This window comes from Marinomonas sp. CT5, from assembly GCF_018336975.1.
In the GTDB taxonomy this organism is placed as follows: Bacteria; Pseudomonadota; Gammaproteobacteria; order Pseudomonadales; family Marinomonadaceae; genus Marinomonas.
The window spans coordinates 4,113,402-4,129,586 of record NZ_CP025572.1 but is presented as its reverse complement, the minus strand read 5'-3'; the positions used below and the strand labels follow the sequence as shown (position 1 = coordinate 4,129,586).

15 protein-coding genes are annotated in these 16,185 nt (G+C 44.5%); 10 read left to right on the top strand and 5 right to left on the bottom strand.

Annotation, left to right across the window (positions count from 1 at the left end; genetic code table 11):
- Positions 1 to 56: 56 nt before the first annotated feature.
- The 3 genes from hydA to C0J08_RS19660 form a co-directional block, all read right to left on the bottom strand.
- Positions 57 to 1,496: a dihydropyrimidinase gene (gene hydA / locus C0J08_RS19670; RefSeq protein ID WP_212653588.1), complete on the bottom strand. Its 1,440-nt coding sequence runs from the start codon at positions 1,494 to 1,496 to the stop codon at positions 57 to 59.
- A gap of 118 nt (positions 1,497 to 1,614) precedes the next feature.
- Positions 1,615 to 3,099: an NCS1 family nucleobase:cation symporter-1 gene (locus tag C0J08_RS19665; protein WP_212653587.1), complete on the bottom strand. Its 1,485-nt coding sequence runs from the start codon at positions 3,097 to 3,099 to the stop codon at positions 1,615 to 1,617.
- A 78-nt stretch (positions 3,100 to 3,177) separates the two neighbouring features.
- Positions 3,178 to 4,419: a Zn-dependent hydrolase gene (locus tag C0J08_RS19660; protein WP_212653586.1), complete on the bottom strand. Its 1,242-nt coding sequence runs from the start codon at positions 4,417 to 4,419 to the stop codon at positions 3,178 to 3,180.
- A 249-nt stretch (positions 4,420 to 4,668) separates the two neighbouring features.
- Between C0J08_RS19660 and C0J08_RS19655 the strand changes: the two genes are divergently transcribed.
- The 9 genes from C0J08_RS19655 (at position 4,669) to C0J08_RS19615 (ending at position 13,438) form a co-directional block, all read left to right on the top strand.
- Positions 4,669 to 5,316: a TetR/AcrR family transcriptional regulator gene (locus C0J08_RS19655; RefSeq protein ID WP_212653585.1), complete on the top strand. Its 648-nt coding sequence runs from the start codon at positions 4,669 to 4,671 to the stop codon at positions 5,314 to 5,316.
- Positions 5,317 to 5,587: 271 nt separating this feature from the next.
- Entirely contained in the window at positions 5,588 to 6,718 is a 1,131-nt protein-coding gene (cofG, locus tag C0J08_RS19650; RefSeq protein ID WP_212653584.1) for a 7,8-didemethyl-8-hydroxy-5-deazariboflavin synthase CofG, read from the top strand.
- A complete protein-coding gene (cofH, locus tag C0J08_RS19645) occupies positions 6,715 to 7,920 on the top strand; it encodes a 5-amino-6-(D-ribitylamino)uracil--L-tyrosine 4-hydroxyphenyl transferase CofH (RefSeq protein WP_212653583.1) in 1,206 nt (401 codons plus the stop codon). The genes cofG and cofH overlap by 4 nt, the downstream gene beginning before the upstream one ends.
- Positions 7,920 to 8,879, top strand: coding sequence for a 2-phospho-L-lactate transferase (cofD, locus tag C0J08_RS19640; protein ID WP_212653582.1), 960 nt, complete (start codon positions 7,920 to 7,922; stop codon positions 8,877 to 8,879). Before cofH ends, cofD begins: the two co-directional genes overlap by 1 nt.
- A complete protein-coding gene (cofC, locus tag C0J08_RS19635; RefSeq protein ID WP_212653581.1) occupies positions 8,879 to 9,595 on the top strand; it encodes a 2-phospho-L-lactate guanylyltransferase in 717 nt (238 codons plus the stop codon). The genes cofD and cofC overlap by 1 nt, the downstream gene beginning before the upstream one ends.
- The gene (gene cofE, locus C0J08_RS19630; RefSeq protein WP_212653580.1) at positions 9,588 to 10,361 is read left to right on the top strand and encodes a coenzyme F420-0:L-glutamate ligase; all 774 of its coding nucleotides are present in this window, start codon (positions 9,588 to 9,590) and stop codon (positions 10,359 to 10,361) included. The genes cofC and cofE overlap by 8 nt, the downstream gene beginning before the upstream one ends.
- A gap of 41 nt (positions 10,362 to 10,402) precedes the next feature.
- The gene (gene npdG / locus C0J08_RS19625) at positions 10,403 to 11,095 is read left to right on the top strand and encodes an NADPH-dependent F420 reductase (RefSeq protein ID WP_212653579.1); all 693 of its coding nucleotides are present in this window, start codon (positions 10,403 to 10,405) and stop codon (positions 11,093 to 11,095) included.
- A 90-nt stretch (positions 11,096 to 11,185) separates the two neighbouring features.
- A complete protein-coding gene (locus tag C0J08_RS19620) occupies positions 11,186 to 12,190 on the top strand; it encodes a TIGR03842 family LLM class F420-dependent oxidoreductase (RefSeq protein WP_212653578.1) in 1,005 nt (334 codons plus the stop codon).
- 303 nt (positions 12,191 to 12,493) lie between these two features.
- The gene (locus C0J08_RS19615) at positions 12,494 to 13,438 is read left to right on the top strand and encodes a hypothetical protein (protein ID WP_212653577.1); all 945 of its coding nucleotides are present in this window, start codon (positions 12,494 to 12,496) and stop codon (positions 13,436 to 13,438) included.
- Here the strand turns inward: C0J08_RS19615 and C0J08_RS19610 are convergent, their stop codons facing one another.
- The gene (locus C0J08_RS19610) at positions 13,439 to 14,245 is read right to left on the bottom strand and encodes an amino acid ABC transporter permease (protein ID WP_212653576.1); all 807 of its coding nucleotides are present in this window, start codon (positions 14,243 to 14,245) and stop codon (positions 13,439 to 13,441) included. It abuts the gene before it with no gap.
- Between the two features lie 111 nt (positions 14,246 to 14,356).
- Complete coding sequence (locus C0J08_RS19605; protein ID WP_212653575.1) at positions 14,357 to 15,145, bottom strand: transporter substrate-binding domain-containing protein; 789 nt, start codon at positions 15,143 to 15,145, stop codon at positions 14,357 to 14,359.
- Positions 15,146 to 15,331: 186 nt separating this feature from the next.
- Between C0J08_RS19605 and C0J08_RS19600 the strand changes: the two genes are divergently transcribed.
- Complete coding sequence (locus tag C0J08_RS19600) at positions 15,332 to 16,153, top strand: hypothetical protein (RefSeq protein ID WP_212653574.1); 822 nt, start codon at positions 15,332 to 15,334, stop codon at positions 16,151 to 16,153.
- Positions 16,154 to 16,185: the final 32 nt, after the last annotated feature.

The following is a 16,185-nucleotide window of genomic DNA, read 5'->3' as shown; positions in this document are numbered from 1 at the left end:
TTTTAAATGACTAGGTTGAGATTTGAATAGGTCGCTGCATTTCTATTAATACAATTCTAACGCACAACCGCTTTAGGTTTATTAAGCTCTTCACGCTTTTTCAGTGCTTCATAATAGGGGGCATAAGTCGGACGATCTATATAGTGTCCATCACCAGATGCCGCAAGAAGCACATTATCATGCCATGCAAGTTTGCCATTACAAATCGTGGTTTCAGGAACACCGTGGATGTCCATACCTTCAAAAATGCTGTGTTCGATTTTCGAATGATGTGTTTTGGCAGAAATCGTTTTGCTCGCAGCAGGGTTCCAAATCACCAAATCGGCGTCCGCACCGACGCGAATACAGCCTTTATTTGGGTACATGTTAAATATTTTGGCTGTATTAGTGGAAGTTAAGGCGACGAACTTATTCATGGTGATTTTTCCTTCGTTTACCCCTTTTTCCCAGAGTACCATCATGCGCTCTTCTACCCCCGCTGTGCCATTAGGTATTTGTGCAAAGTTGTCTTTGCCCATGGCCTTTTGTTCGGCGCAAAAAGCGCAATGGTCGGTGGCTGTGGTTTGCAATGCGCCGCCTTGTACGCCTTTCCATAACGCATCTTGATGATGTTTGGGTCTAAATGGAGGGCTCATAACATGGGCTGCTGCAGTGGCCCAATCTGTGTTTTGATAGACACTTTCGTCAACCGTAAGATGACCCGCTAACACTTCACCAAACACAGTTTGGCCGTGATCTTTGGCATAACGAATGGCGTCGACGGCCTCTTCCGTGGAGACATGAACAAGATAAATCGGCGCGCCCAGAGTATTGGCAATGCTAATTGCACGGTTCGCCGCTTCGCCCTCGACAGAAGAGGGGCGAGATAACGGATGCGCTTCCGGTCCCGTCATGCCCTCCGCTATGAGTTTGTTTTGTAAGTGATAAACTAATTCACCATTTTCTGCGTGAACGGTTGGAATGGCGCCGAGCTCTAGGCATTTTGTGAAGCTCGCTACCAGAATATCATCGGTAGCCATGATGGCATTCTTGTAAGCCATAAAGTGTTTGAAGCTGTTCACACCATGATCTTTAACCAGTATTTTCATTTCCTCGGCGACAGAATCATCCCACCAAGTAATAGCGACATGGAAGGTGTAGTTAGAATGGGCTTTTTTCGCCCAGTCGCGCCATTGGTGGTAGGCATCTAATAACGACTGTTGAGGGTTGGGAATCACAAAATCGATAATGGTCGTGGTGCCACCCGCTAGAGCCGCAACAGTACCAGAAGCAAAGTCATCTTTTGCTACGGTTCCCATGAAAGGCAATTGCATGTGAGTATGTGGATCAATGCCGCCGGGCATGATGAGCTTGCCTGTGGCATCGATGGTTTCAACATCTTTAGGAAGTACGCTGATGTCACCGATTTCAATGATTTTATTGTCCTTGCATAGAATGTCTGCTTTAAAGGTTTCTTCGTGGGTGACAATGGTGCCACCTTTGATTAGTAAGGTCATATATCATCCTTTTTGAGAGAATACTTTGCTTGTTTCCAGATGAAGGGAAGCGAACAAAGGCTGATGTATTAAAAATATCGACGATACTCGAAAGCACCGCCGACAAAACAGATTTGGATTAAGACGGCAATGCGTCAGTTTGAGCGGTAGAAGAGGTTTGCATGTTACCCAATACGAAATACACGATGGCCCCCGTGAATGCTCCTGTGAACCAGCCGTAGTCATAGAACCAACCAAGAGCTGGCACATTCAGCGCCACTAAGGTAATCACAACGGGGATAGCAAAAGAGATTAGGCCCGCATTATTAAAAGCAGGATAAAGACTATTCGGTGTATAAAGTGCAACCAAATCTAAATGCTGACGTTTGATTAAAAAATAATCGACAATCATAATGCCGGCAATTGGGCCAAGTAGGCTTGAGTAACCCAATAACCAGTTTGAATACATGCCTTCTACGCTGACATCTGATTCCAATAAGCCTAATTTTTTGAGCAGTTCCCACCCCATTAGCAGAATACCAATGAAGCCAGTTAGCAAAGCACCACGAGTATGATTAATCAGTTTTGGCGCAATGTTTTGGAAATCGTTGGTTGGAGAAACCACGTTGGCTGCCGTATTTGTCGAAAGCGTGGCAATGACGATCAAGATCATCGCAATGGCCACCCAAAATGGACTGTCAATTTTACCAATTAACGAAATAGGGTCCGAAATGGTTTCGCCAACCAATGTAGTCGATGCCGCTGTCAGTACCACACCTAATGCTGCGAAGAAGAACATGGTGACAGGCAGGCCAACGATTTGTCCTATGACCTGATCTTTCTGAGATTTTGCATAACGGCTGAAGTCAGGAATATTCAAGGATAAGGTTGCCCAAAAACCCACCATGGCGGTTAGGCCACCAAGGAAGTAACCCATGAAACCAGCGTCTGCTGGGCGGCTTGCTGGAGTCGTCAGAATTTCGGTAAAAGAGACTTTACCGCCAGCCCAAATCATTAGACCAATGGCAACGATTAATAGTAATGGTGCGGATAAAGTTTCCATCCATTTGATGGATTCTGCGCCGCGAATTACCACGTACATGTTCAGTGCCCAGAAAATAAAGAAGCCAATGACTTCACCAATGCCACCTAAACTAGCCCATCCGTCTGATACAGCGGACAAGAATAGATGAATTGCCAAGCCTCCAAACATGGTTTGAATACCAAACCAACCACAGGCAACGAGAGCACGGATTAAACACGGAATGTTTGATCCAATCATGCCGAATGAGGAGCGTAATAGGACAGGGAAAGGAATACCGAATTTAGTACCGGGGTACGCATTCAGTGTTAATGGAACCAGCAAGATAATATTAGCAACAAGAATGGTAAATAGTGCTTCCATCACCGACAAACCAAAGTAGGCCGTCAACACGCCACCTAGCGTATAAGTCGGTACACAAATTGACATACCGACCCATAACGCGGCGATATTCCATTTGCTCCAAGTGCGGTCTTGAACTTTGGTTGGCGCTAAATCGTCGTTATATGCTGAACTTTGTTGCAGGTCGCTATCAACCTCCAACTCATAGAACTCACCTTGTTTAACAGACTTGCTGGTCATGTTGCCACCTCTTCTATTTTCAATTATTTATCGGTTTCATTCACGGATTGTGTGTTTTCTACATTTAGTCATCATGAGTTATTGATGTTCTTTCGCGATGCGCTCACTGGCCTCTAGCATGGCGTGCAGTAGCACATTGGCTCCGGCGGCACATTCTTCTGGTGAGCTGTATTCCGCTTCGTTATGGCTGATACCATTCAAACAAGGTGTAAAGATCATTCCGGTTGGTACAAGATCTGCCATATAACAGGCGTCATGCCCTGCACCTGCATAAATATCCATATGGCTATAACCGAGTTTTTCTGTAGCGGCTTTCACGTCGTCGGAAGCATTAAACTCAACTGGGGCGAAATACCAAAAAGGATCGAGATTGACTTCTACGCCGTGTTCTTCGGCAATTTTTTCACAGAAGGACACCAGCTCTTCGTGCATAGTAAGCAGTACATCGGGTTTCGGATTACGAAGATCGGCGCTGAATTTCACATTGCCTGGGATGGTATTGCGGGAGTTTGGCCAAACTTGCATAAAGCCTACTGTACCTAAGCCATTTTCATGGCGAAGCGCAATGGCATTCATTTCTGTGACAATGGCTGACGCCGCTAACATGGCGTCTTTGCGCAGATGCATTGGGGTGGTGCCAGAGTGAGAAGGACGACCAACGACTTCTACGTTGTACCAGCGAATACCTTGACCGAGTCGTACTATGCCAATGGCTTTTTCTTCATCTTCAAGAATCGGGCCTTGCTCAATATGTGCTTCGAAAAAGGCCCCCATGTGTCGACTACCAAGTTCCATTTCACCTAAGTAGCCGATGCGTTCTAATTCGTCGCCGAGACGAATACCATTCACATCGGTTTTGTTTAGTTCCGTTTCTAGGTCGAAGCGACCCACATAGGTTCCAGAACCTTGCATTGCAGGTTGAAAACGTGAGCCTTCTTCGTTGGTCCAAACGGAAAATTCCATGGCTGTTGGTGTTTGGATGTTGTTTTCATGCAGTGTTCGCAATACTTCAACACCTGAAAGAACGCCAAAAACACCATCGAATTTGCCGCCAGTAGGTTGAGTATCAAGATGGCTTCCTGTACCGACAGCAGGTAAATCATTATTTATGCCAGCGCGACGAGCAAAGATGTTGCCGATTTTATCGACTTCAACGGTACAGTCGCAGGCTTCACACCAAGCAACAAAAAGGTCGCGGGCTTGTTTATCCAAATCTGTTCCTGCTAAGCGGTTACAACCGCCTTTTTCAGTACCGCCAATGTCGCCCATCTCCATCAATGTGTCCCAAAGGCGCTGCTGGTTGATACGAAGGTCTTGCATAGCTTGCTCCTACTTCTGCTTTCAATACCTTTACCAAAAGGTAAAAAACGTCGATAAAAAAACACCGACAACTTGTCTTTCTGGTCAGCAATAAGTAGGCCAAGTCTTAATCAAGTTTATTGAGAAAGACTCGTTAGAGTCACTGAGCTGTGCTATTTTAAAACCTGAAAAAAAAGATAATGTTTAATAAAAACAGCGTCTTATAAGATTGAAAAAAAGAATGATTTTTTATTTAGGGCGGATTGAATTTTGATTGAAAAAAAAGCGAAACGCACAAAACAATCAATTAATAGAGAAGAGTTGGAGTCACGTATATTGCGTTCTGCTGAAGTGTTGTTTGCCGAAAAAGGTTACAGCGGTTCATCGATGGAAGCGATTGCCATGACGGCAAATATTTCTAAGCAAAATTTGATTTATTACTTTCCAAACAAAGAGTTACTGTATAAACGTGTGTTAAAAGAGATGCTTGATATCTGGATAGAAAAGCTGTCTTTTCTTGAAACTCAGGGTGAAACACCTGAGGCCGTTATTCGTCGTTATGTTCATGAGAAAATGCAACTTTCCCGTATGTATCCGAATGGTTCTAAGGTCTTCGCTCATGAAATTATTAGCGGTGCGCCTGTCTTAAAAGAATACCTGATTAGTCATTTAAAACCCCAGTTCGAGCGTGATGTTATATTGGTTAAGTCTTGGATAAATAAAGGATTAGTGGATGAAATAGATCCTGAACATTTGTTTTTCACTATTTGGGCGGCAACACAAACTTACGCGGATTTTTCGGTTCAAATGGAAGTGCTATTAGGAAAACATCGTTTGGATGAAGAAGATTTTGAACGAGCCGAATTAGCCGTGACTGACTTTGTTGTGCGCGCTCTTGGTGCCAAAAAAAATAATTAAAAATAATTTTATAAATTTTCTCCTCAGTGATTTCAATAAAAGGCGTTTTTTTAGCAGGATTAAAATGTGCAAAAAAACGCCAATTTTCATTGCCTTAACCTTTTGGTTAACTTTTTACTTAACTAAACTTTAGAGCGCTAGCCCTTTATCGGTGCGCGTTTTGCACTAATAAAAACAATTTACTCCTCACAAAATGATTGCTATTAATTTTTATACCAAATGGTAAAAAAGTTAATTTTACCTTGTTCAATTACTAACGTGTGGAGTGAATATGATCTCTGATAATGAAGCCATATCTTATGAGTTTGCCACTGGGCCAGACTTGTTCTCACTCTGCCAAGCCGCAGCGGAAACGCGTGATAACGCTTGGGGTAAACAGCTCACTTATTCGAAAAAGATTTTTATTCCTTTGACCAATATGTGCCGTGATTCTTGTGGTTACTGCACCTTTGTGCAATCGCCGGACTCCATTCACGCAAACTACATGACGCCAGAGCAAGTATTAAAAACGGCACGTGAAGGCGCCGTATTAGAATGTAAAGAAGCACTGTTTAGTTTAGGCGAACGTCCAGAAGAACGTCATCAGAAAGCCCGCGACATGTTGGCTCATTTAGGTTATGTCAGCACTCTGGATTATCTGCATGATCAGTGTGAAAGTGTGCTGGCTCACACCCCCTTATTACCGCATGTAAACGCGGGGGCTTTATCTTTTGATGAATTAAAACGCCTAAAATCCGTCGCAGCTAGCATGGGAATGATGCTAGAAAATGTGTCAAATACGTTACTTAAAAAAGGCCAAGCTCACTACGCTTGTCCAGATAAAACGCCGAAACGTCGACTCGATACCATTGAACAAGCTGGCCGCCTTGATATTGCCTTTACCACAGGAATCTTGATTGGTATCGGTGAAAGCTGGGCGGATCGAATTCGCAGTCTTATCGCTATTCGTGAGCGGCACCTTACCTATGGTCATATTCAAGAAGTCATCATTCAGAACTTTCGCGCGAAAGCTGGCACCGCCATGGCTAACTATCAAGAGCCTGATTTAGACGATATGAAACGCACTATCGCCATTGCCCGTTTGATCTTGCCAGTTGATATCAGCATACAAGCACCACCGAATTTGGAAGTGGAATACGGCAGTTATATTGGCGCTGGTATTAACGATTGGGGGGGGATTTCGCCCCTAACCAAAGATTTTATTAACCCAGAACGAGCGTGGCCGCAGATTAGTAGCGTGGCGCAAGCTTGTGAAGGTCTGGGTTATTCGTTGGCTGAACGTTTGACTATTTATGAGCGATTCCAACATCAAGAGCACAAATATCTAACACCTAATTTAACACAACGAGTTGCGTCGCTGGCTAGCCGTGCTGCTCAAGTGAGTGGAGGAGTGATCGTATGAACCTATTTCCTTTAACAGCAAATAATGCTCAGGTGAGCGAATCGATTCGAACCATTTTGGCTAAGTCCTTATTGGGAGAAGAGCTGAGTGTCGAAGACGCTTGTGTGCTATTTGCCACACAAGGCGCCGAAGCCCAAGCTGTGTTAGACACCGCCGATAAAGTACGCGAAAAGCGTGTTGGCAATGTTGGCACTTTTGTGATTACACGTAATATCAACTTTACCAATGTGTGTTACATGGGCTGTCGATTTTGTAACTTCGCCAAAGAGAAAAGTGATAAAGAAGCGGAGTTTTTAACCGTCGAGCAAGTCGCTGATCGAGCAGAGGAAGCTTGGAATCGTGGTGCAACAGAGGTTTGTATTCAAGGTGGATTGCATCCTGACATAGGTGCGGATTATTACCGAAACCTCATCATGGCTGTAAAAAAACGTGTGCCCGAGATTCATATCCACGCGTTCTCTCCTTTTGAAATTTGGTATGGCTGCAAAAAAGGTCGTCTTGAACCTGAAGCTTTTTTGAGTGAGTTAAAAGACCTAGGTTTAGGTTCAATGCCGGGCACCGCAGCCGAGATTTTAGACACCGAAGTTCGCAAACAACTGACTAAAAATAAGCTCACCACAGAAGAGTGGGTGCGCATTATCAAAGCGGCCCACTCGGTTGGAGTACCGACAACCTCTACCATTATGTACGGTCATGTGGATCAGCCTATTCATTGGGCAAATCACCTTAAATTATTGCGCGATATTCAAAAAGAAACCGGTGGGTTTACTGAATTTGTCCCGTTAGGTTTTATCCACTATGAGACTCGTTTGTATAACGACAATCCTGATAAGGTTCGACCCGGCCCGACCCAAGCTGAACATTTTAAAATGCACGCCATTGCTCGTCTGATGCTGCAAGGTCATATCGATAACATTCAGGCTTCATGGGTGAAAATGGGACCGGATGTAGCCGCTAAAATGTTGCGCTCAGGAGCCAACGATTTGGGGGGCACTTTGATGAATGAAAGCATTTCCCGTGCGGCAGGAGCGACTCACGGTCAGGAGGTTTTTCCAGAAGACATGGTCGCCAACATTCAAGCGGCGGGCTTGCAAGCGGTGCAGCGTAGTACCAAATATGACCTAGTCAGAGCCTATTCCGAAGCAGAACATAAGGTCAGCACGCCTTTATTGAATCGCATAGCGATTCAAGGAGTAGCGTAATGACAGGTTTAAATATCACATTGCTAGCGGGCGGCGTGGGTGGTGCGAAAGCCGCCGAAGGCTTGGCGAAAAGTCAGTACGCTAACTCGACGAAGATCATTGGCAATATTGCCGATGATGATGAATTTCATGGTCTTTGGGTGTCACCAGATATCGATACGCTGATTTATTCTTTGGGCGATCAAATAGATCGTCAACAAGGTTGGGGGCGCAAGAACGAAACGCACCAAGTGCTGACAGAGTTGAAAGCATTAGGGCAAGACACTTGGATGACCTTGGGAGATTTGGATTTAGCCACGCATATTTACCGTACGAATTTAAAACACCAAGGCGTCAGCGCCAGTGAGATTACTCAACTCTTGGCGAAGCGTCATGGTGTCAGTGTGCCTATTTTGTTGCCGACCAACGATGTAGTGCAAACCCGAGTGAAGACACCCCAAGGCTGGTTGTCTTTCCAAGAATTCTTTGTGCGCGAGCATTGTCAGTCCGACGTGCTAGATATTGAATATCAAGGTATCGCAAACGCCAAGCCGACTCCTGAAGCCTTAGAGCAAATTGCTAACAGCGATCTGATTATCATCGCGCCGAGCAATCCTATCGTCAGTATTGGTGCCATTCTCGCGGTGCCAGAAATTCAGCAAGCGGTGGAAAAAAGCGGCGCTTATGTGATTGCCATTTCGCCCTTAATTGGTGGCAGAACGGTAAAAGGCCCTGCGGATAAAATGCTTGAAAGTGCAGGGAAAAGCATTGATTCAACGGGAATCTATGATTGTTATCGCTCTTTTTTGCATGGAATGGTGATTGATGATGTTGATCAGCAAGACTCGGCATGGTTGCAAGAGCAAGGTTTGGATGTGCTGATGACGCCCACGTTGATGAAAACGCCTGAGGAAAAAACTGCCTTGCTCACTCAAGTGGTTGAGTTCGCCTTGTCTTATAAAAAGCAGAGGGCGGCCTAATGACACAGTACTCAGCACAATATTCGCCAAACGTTTATCAATTAATCGATAAGCTTTGCGTGGTGATTCCAATGAAATCCCCTAAGCGTTCTAAACAAAGGTTAGTGGGGAGTTTGTCGAATGCTGCCCGCGAAAGTTTGTCGCTGACATTGTTTGAAAACACCTTGGCGTTTTTTCAGCAACATTTCCCCATGTTAGATGTGCTGGTGGTAAGCGAATCCCTTGAGGTACTTTCTCTTGCCCAGTCTTATAAAGCTAATACTTTGTTCGATGATGGCGAAAAGGGGCTAAATGGTGCGCTGGATTTTGCCTGTGATTGGGTAAAAAAATCTGGATACCAGAGTCAACTTATCATCCCTAGTGATATTGCGGCGTTGGATCCAGAGGAAATCCTCACCTTGATGGAGGCGGCTCATGATGCCTCTGTGGTGATGGCCGTTGCCAAGGATGGTGGTACAAATGCCTTACTCACTTCGCCACCCGATGCGATTACGTTTGAATATGGTCAAGATTCCGCATCCGTTCATAGAGCAGATGCGATCAATAATCGACTGATTTGCCGTAGTTTACATCTGGCTAATCTCGCCTTAGATATTGATCAAAGTGAAGATCTAGAAACCGCTGTAACTCGTCAACCTGAACGCTTTAACGCGTGGCGTGACTCAGGTTCCTCATTGATGAAAAAAGCCTTCATTAAGGAGCGTCATTATGCCTGACTCTATGAGTATGTTTCGTGTGATGGGCTTGCCGAATTTTCAACAGGGAGACGATTTAGCGCAAATTATTATTGATACCTTAAGCGCACAAAATCAAACCTTAACCGCTGGCGATATTTTAGTGATTGCCCATAAAGTGGTGTCTAAAAGCGAAGGGGCTTGTGCGTATTTAGAAGAGATTACGCCCAGTGAGGAAGCGGTCGAACTGGCAAGAACGGTTAATAAAGATCCGCGAAAAGTGGAAGTCATTCTTTCTCAATCCAATCGTATTGTTCGTGCGATGAAGCGGCCAGATCAAGAAGAGGGCGTGTTAATTGCCGAGCATAAAAATGGCTACATCTGTGCGAATGCGGCAGTGGATGAGTCCAATGCCGACCATCCCGGTCAACTGATTTTATTACCCGAAGACCCAGACAAAAGCGCCCGACATCTTTGCCAAAGATTAGAAGCGCATTTTGGCTGCGATTTGGGTGTAGTGATCAGCGATACCTTTGGTCGTCCTTGGCGATTGGGCCAAACCAATGTGGCTATTGGTTTGGCAAATGTGCCGGGGATGATGCATATGTTGGGTGAAGAAGACGCCTTTGGAAGACCTTTAAGTGTGACCGCGCCAGCTTTTGCGGATGAATTAGCGGCGGCGTCAGGCTTATTGATGGAGAAAAGCGCTAAATCTCCAGTGATTGTGTTTCGTGGCCTCTGTTGGCCAAAAACCGACAGTTCAAGTCGAGACCTTATTCGAGCTCACAGTGAAGATCTCTTTAGATGACAAATCGATAACCGAATAAATGAAAAGATGGTGAATAAACGATGAATAACTCTACAAATAAAGTCGCCATTATTGGCGGAACCGGCCCGCAAGGGAAAGGCTTGGCGTTACGTCTTGCGCAAGCGGGCGTGAGTGTGGTGTTGGGCTCTCGAGATCCAGTGAAAGCAGAAGATACCGCTAAAGAATTAGTGGCTTTGTTAGCGGACAAAAATTGTCAGGCCGACATTAGTGGCTTATCGATGGAAGACGCGGCTAAGGCGGCCAGTGAACTGGTGATCTTGTCTGTTCCTTACAGCGGCCACGATACCACTTTAAAAGCATTAACCCCTTTATTAACCGGTAAGGTGTTGGTGGATATCGTTGTGCCGCTGGCGCCTGGCAACCCTAAAGCCGTAGTGATGCCGGAAGCCGGCTCGGTAACAGAATCGGCTCAGTTGTTATTGGGTGAGGAGATCCCTGTTGTTGGCGCATTACATAATGTATCAGCGGTGACATTGAACGATTTATCTCGTGGCATCAACTGCGACATTTTAGTGTGTGGTAATGACCTTGAGGCGAAGAAAAAAGTGATGGCGTTAATCGAAAAAATGGGAACCAAAGCTTATAACGCAGGACTTGCGGAAAGCGCCCGTTGTATCGAAGCCTTAACGCCAATTTTGATTCGTTTGAATATTTCGAAAGAGGTGCCTTTTTCGCACGCGGGAGTTCGTATCTGCCCACCAGATGGACACTAGTTTATAGCGGCTGTGCTCATCAATACTTGGTTAAACACGGTTTCAAATTTTTAAAAATATTAAAAAGCATAATCACAAGAGGAACACATTATGGAATTTGGCATTACGTTTAAAGGCTTCGTCAGCCCAGATCGCGCACGAAATCTTGTTCGTCAGGCGGAGGAAGCGGGTTTTACTTACTGTTGGTTTTACGATTCTCATATACTTTGGCGTGAATCATTCGTGGCCATGGCCATGTGTATGGAACACACCAAGAATATGCGATTCGGTCCATGCGTGACCAACCCAAATATTCGTGACTGGTCTTTGTCTGCCAGCTTGTATGCGAGCTTGGCACATCAAAGTAATGGACGTTTTGACATTGGACTAGGTCGTGGTGACTCCTCTATGCGAGTTATGGGAAAAAAACCAGCGACTTTGGCGCGACTTGCTGAATTCACCACCAAGGTAAAAGCCATGGTGCGTGGCGAAGAAGTGGAATATGGCGAATGTCCTGAGCCCGTAAAATTGCCTTGGGCGACGGGCTATGAATTGCCGGTTTGGATTGGTGCTTATGGCCCGAAAGCTTTAGCTACTGCTGGGGAAGTCGGTGATGGTTTAATTTTGCAAATCGGTGATCCAGACTTGGTGAAATGGTTTAAAGATCAATCCATTGCCGCAGGTGAAGCGGCGGGTCGTGATATGTCTAATTTTAAGGTTCAAGCTGCGGCGCCTGCTTACTTTGGAGATATGGATTATTGTATTGAGCATACCAAATGGTTCCCTGCCATGGTGGGGAATCATGTGGCCGATATCGTAGAAAAATACGGCAGCGACTCTGGTTTAGTGCCAAAAAGTTTAACGGATTACATCGAAAAACGCCGTGGTTATGATTATTCGAAACATGGTCAAAGCGACAACCCATTCTTGGACTTTATCACTGAAGATATTGTTAAAAGCTTCTGTGTATTGGGGACACCGGAAGAGCACATTGCCAAGATCAAAGATCTAGAAGCGGCGGGAACCACGCAATTCAACATCTACCTAGACAGCGGCGATGAAGAAGAAATTATCGCCAAATATGGCAGAGAGATTATCCCTGTGTTTAATGGCTAAGTCTTTGTCTCTGTTCCTTCCCCTTTTGTCTTCCAAGGGGAAGGCTAGGATGGGATGGGGTTATTTCTTATTACTCGAACTGCGTTGATTCCCACCGACCGAATAACATTCCTCCTCGAAACTACCGCCTCCCTCGTCGAAATGTTATTCGCTCATGACTTCGGATTATTCTTGCATCCATGTAAAGTATTCAAAAGCCAACTTCGCGTTGGCTTTTTTACGTGAAATTCAGGCGTGTTTTACATTGTAATAAAGCAGAAGCGTACCTTAGTATCTATTAACTCTTAAAAGGATATATAAATAATGAGTACTAATGCTTGGTTTGCAGCCATTATTATCTGGTTGTTTGCGTTTGGTTTTACCAATAATGGTTTTATCGCTGTATTGCTCTCACTATTAACGATAGGAGTACCTTTGATCAGGGGGTCAATAAAACGAACTAGATATAAGACTGAGGATTTTGACGATGAAAGGTTAAAAGTGATTGAAAAAAACATGAAAGAGCCGAAAGGGATTGCAATAACCGATTATGAAGAGCGTATTCGAAGAAATTTATTAGTTACTGCTTTTTTTACTCTAGCGTTTGTATGCTTAGACCTACAGATCAGCCAAGGGGATTCTGGTTCTTTTTTCGGGATAAAAATATCCAACCTGACAACAGACAAAATTTATATATTACTTATTTTTATAATTAGTTATGAATTCCTTCATTATTTGTGGAATTTGAAAGTCAGCTTTATACATTGGCGAATTCGTTTGACAGGTATAACTCATTCGGAACGAAGAGGCGGTAGTGGAGCAACATTTGGCACTATAAAGAGTTCTCCGCTTGATTATTCGGGTAAAGATGAGAACTCTAGTCTATATGTATGGATGTTTGAAAATCTACAAACTTCTCAGGATCTAGGTACAAGTCTAAAAGCAACGGCTGAAACATTGGAGAAAACATTAGAAGAAATAGAAAACAGTGACAAAATTACTAGTAACAATACTCATCTTCAACAATTAAAAGATAATACTCAAACTCTTTCTAGTGACACTGCAAAGCTCATTGAGTTAGTTGAAAATGTGCGTATTGATGGATCTTTGCTACGTTTTGATCAATGGTTTCGATTGTTGATCGTAAGCCAAAATATACGATGGTTATTCTTAGATGTTATTCTTCCAATTTCAGTAGGACTACTAGCTATTACTTCCCTAATAGTAGCCCTCAATGATGTGACTGTGGCGGTAGGAGCCAGTCTCTAGTCAATGATGATCATTGCGTCTTAGATGCGCTTCAAAGGCGCGTATCATCAGCGATAAGCTGAGTGTAAGTACAAGGTACATGAAAGCGACGACGTTGTAGGTTTCGAAGAATTGGAAGGTGGAGGAGCTGAATACTTTGCCAAGTTGGGTAATGTCTTGTACACCTAATACTGAGACGAGTGCGGAGTCTTTGATCATGGCGACGAGGTCGTTGCCAAGGGGCGGTAAGATTTTGCGCATGGCTTGGGGCAGGGTGATAAGGCGGAAGCGGTGCCAGTTGGATAAGCCTAATGCTTTTGCGGCTTCTATTTGTCCTTTGCCTACTTCTTGAATACCGGCGCGGAAGACCTCGGCAATAAAAGCGCTGTAGCTGATGGCTAGGGCGATAATAGCGCGCCACAGTAGGGAAAAATCTCTTGTGCGGGCTTTTTCTATCCAGCCCGCTTCGATCGGCATTTGTAATGCCCAGTTGTAGAGTTTTACCATTTCCGGTGCGCCGACAAAGGCGATGTAGAACAGTAGAACGAGCACTGGAATACCGCGGAAGATTTCTACATAAAAACGGGCGAATTCGCGAAGAAGGCGATAACGCGAAAATCCAGCCAGTGCGATTAATAACCCAAGTAAGCTGGCTAATATGAATGCCGTGAAGGTGACGCCGATGGTGGTCAGCAATCCTGCACTTAAGGCCCCCGCGATACGTTGGTAACTTTCATCAGCCACCATGTTCCATAATAGAACCAGAGCGATAATGATGATGGTGACAAGCCACCAAGGTGTGCGTTCTACGGTTTTTTTAAAGGGCATAATCTATTCGTAGCAGGACCACTCCTTGGTCGTCTTTAATAAAAAACGGACAGTCTCAAAAAGTAGACAATCCGTTACTGTGGGTGAGTTTCTATTTTACTGGGCTTTGGTTTACTGGTTATAGTCAAAAAACCATTTTTTATTTAATGCTTCTAAGGTGCCATCATCTTTCATACTTTTTATTGCCGCGTTGATTGGCGCTAAAAGATCTGATCCTGGCGTTAGTATGAAGCCAAAATCTTCTGAGCCCAATGGACCGCCGACTATTTTAAATGCCCCAGGATTGGCGCCAATATAACCGCGAGCGGACGCCGCATCCATTAATACGCTATCCACATCGCCAGATTTTAATGCTTGAACGGAAGCGCCAAAGGTTTCCAATAAGGTAATGCGAGGGTTATCTTCGTTACCATCTAATACATCGTATACGGCGACATAAAAGTTTGTTGTTCCGGCTTGGGCGCCAAATTGTAAATCTGGATTGGCCGCAAAAGATTTAGCATCATCAAAACGATCTTCATCGGCGCGAACCAGCATGAACTGTTGAGACGTCATATAAGGAATGGTGAAGTCGATTTGCTCAGCACGTTCTTTATTGATCGTGATGCCATCCATACCAACATCGTACTGGCCTTGTTTAACGGCTTGGATCATGGTGTCCCAGCTGCTTAAGTGCCACTCGATTTTGGCATTTAAGCGTTTGCCAATTTCGTTCATGGCATCGTATTCCCAACCAATACCTTGGCCTGTGGCTGGGTCGACAAAGTTAAGTGGCGTGTAGGCGTTTTCGGTGACAGCCAAAATTGTACGACCTTTAAGGTCAGGTAAGCTGTCTGCAAAGCTGAAGCTGCTAATCGAAACCGCAGCGATAACCATCAAACGAGATAACAAAGACACCATTTTTTCATACCTTTAGGAGTTTGTTGAAAGTTGGTTGCGATTATACATAGGAAAGAATGTATAGACTATGCAATCTTCTGGCCAGCAAGTGGCATGTCACCTCGTAAACGAGTATATTTGTGGCCGAGTATTCAAATGATTGAATGCGAGCAAATACCCAGTTTTATACTGTCACGAAAGGTTATTATGTCCCGCGAATTACCACCTCAACAGGCTTTTCAGACACATTGCTTAGCGCAAATGGGGGTAGTGTCTTGGTTATCATCTACGGATACGGTTTCTGGTACGGTTTTTATGCCGCCTCAACCTTGGCCAATTGATGCGGTTGCGCAGCAAAGTGTTCCTGCTGATTCGTTCGATTCTTATTCGACTGGTTTTCGATCTGCAGAACCTGCAGCGGTTCCGGCACCTAAATTATCGCCAGAAGAAAAAGATCCCTTGGTTCATAACCTTCGTGAACAGTTAAATGCAGGCCCCGAAATTATTGTCGAAGATTTACAGCCTATTGAAGAGTTGGCTGTTGATATTGTGGTTGAGCCTGATCCTGCACTCAATACTCAAATTACGCGATTGAATATCCACGCTTACTCATTATCTAATAAGTTGTTGATTCTAAGTGATGTACCACAGGCGTTTTCTCAAGCGGAAGAGATTGAGCGATTGGCTTTAAAAATGGGACAGGCGCTTTTAAAACACCCTATTGATGAGTGGCAAAGTAGTGCGTTTTCATGGCCAGGACCATTGCGCAATCCGTATTTTTTAAACCGTACAGACTGGTTGTTTGGTGCACTAGAAAGCTATGTGGGGCGCTTGGTAAAAGAGTTTGTAGACACGCCGATGTTGGTGTTGGCTGGGGCTCAAATTACTCAACTGGTGGCGGATTTACCAATAGACAGTCCAATGAAACAATATCCTACGGCCTGTATCGTAAGTTTGTCTGAGTTATATCGCATTCCAGAACTGCGCAAAGAGGCGTGGCAGGTGATGCAGTCGAGCTTTTTTCGTTAATCCTTCTGCCTTTATATGAGGCTCTCGTTTAT

Bases quoted from the DNA above. Each gene is read 5' to 3' on its own strand.
- C0J08_RS19600 (WP_212653574.1), top strand. From the start codon at position 15,332: ATGTCCCGCGAATTACCACCTCAACAGGCTTTTCAGACACATTGCTTA.
- cofC (WP_212653581.1), top strand. From the start codon at position 8,879: ATGACACAGTACTCAGCACAATATTCGCCAAACGTTTATCAATTAATC.
- C0J08_RS19605 (WP_212653575.1), bottom strand. From the start codon at position 15,145: ATGGTGTCTTTGTTATCTCGTTTGATGGTTATCGCTGCGGTTTCGATT.
- cofE (WP_212653580.1), top strand. From the start codon at position 9,588: ATGCCTGACTCTATGAGTATGTTTCGTGTGATGGGCTTGCCGAATTTT.
- cofG (WP_212653584.1), top strand. From the start codon at position 5,588: ATGATCTCTGATAATGAAGCCATATCTTATGAGTTTGCCACTGGGCCA.
- C0J08_RS19615 (WP_212653577.1), top strand. From the start codon at position 12,494: ATGAGTACTAATGCTTGGTTTGCAGCCATTATTATCTGGTTGTTTGCG.
- npdG (WP_212653579.1), top strand. From the start codon at position 10,403: ATGAATAACTCTACAAATAAAGTCGCCATTATTGGCGGAACCGGCCCG.
- C0J08_RS19610 (WP_212653576.1), bottom strand. From the start codon at position 14,245: ATGCCCTTTAAAAAAACCGTAGAACGCACACCTTGGTGGCTTGTCACC.
- C0J08_RS19665 (WP_212653587.1), bottom strand. From the start codon at position 3,099: ATGACCAGCAAGTCTGTTAAACAAGGTGAGTTCTATGAGTTGGAGGTT.
- cofH (WP_212653583.1), top strand. From the start codon at position 6,715: ATGAACCTATTTCCTTTAACAGCAAATAATGCTCAGGTGAGCGAATCG.
- cofD (WP_212653582.1), top strand. From the start codon at position 7,920: ATGACAGGTTTAAATATCACATTGCTAGCGGGCGGCGTGGGTGGTGCG.
- C0J08_RS19660 (WP_212653586.1), bottom strand. From the start codon at position 4,419: ATGCAAGACCTTCGTATCAACCAGCAGCGCCTTTGGGACACATTGATG.
- hydA (WP_212653588.1), bottom strand. From the start codon at position 1,496: ATGACCTTACTAATCAAAGGTGGCACCATTGTCACCCACGAAGAAACC.
- C0J08_RS19620 (WP_212653578.1), top strand. From the start codon at position 11,186: ATGGAATTTGGCATTACGTTTAAAGGCTTCGTCAGCCCAGATCGCGCA.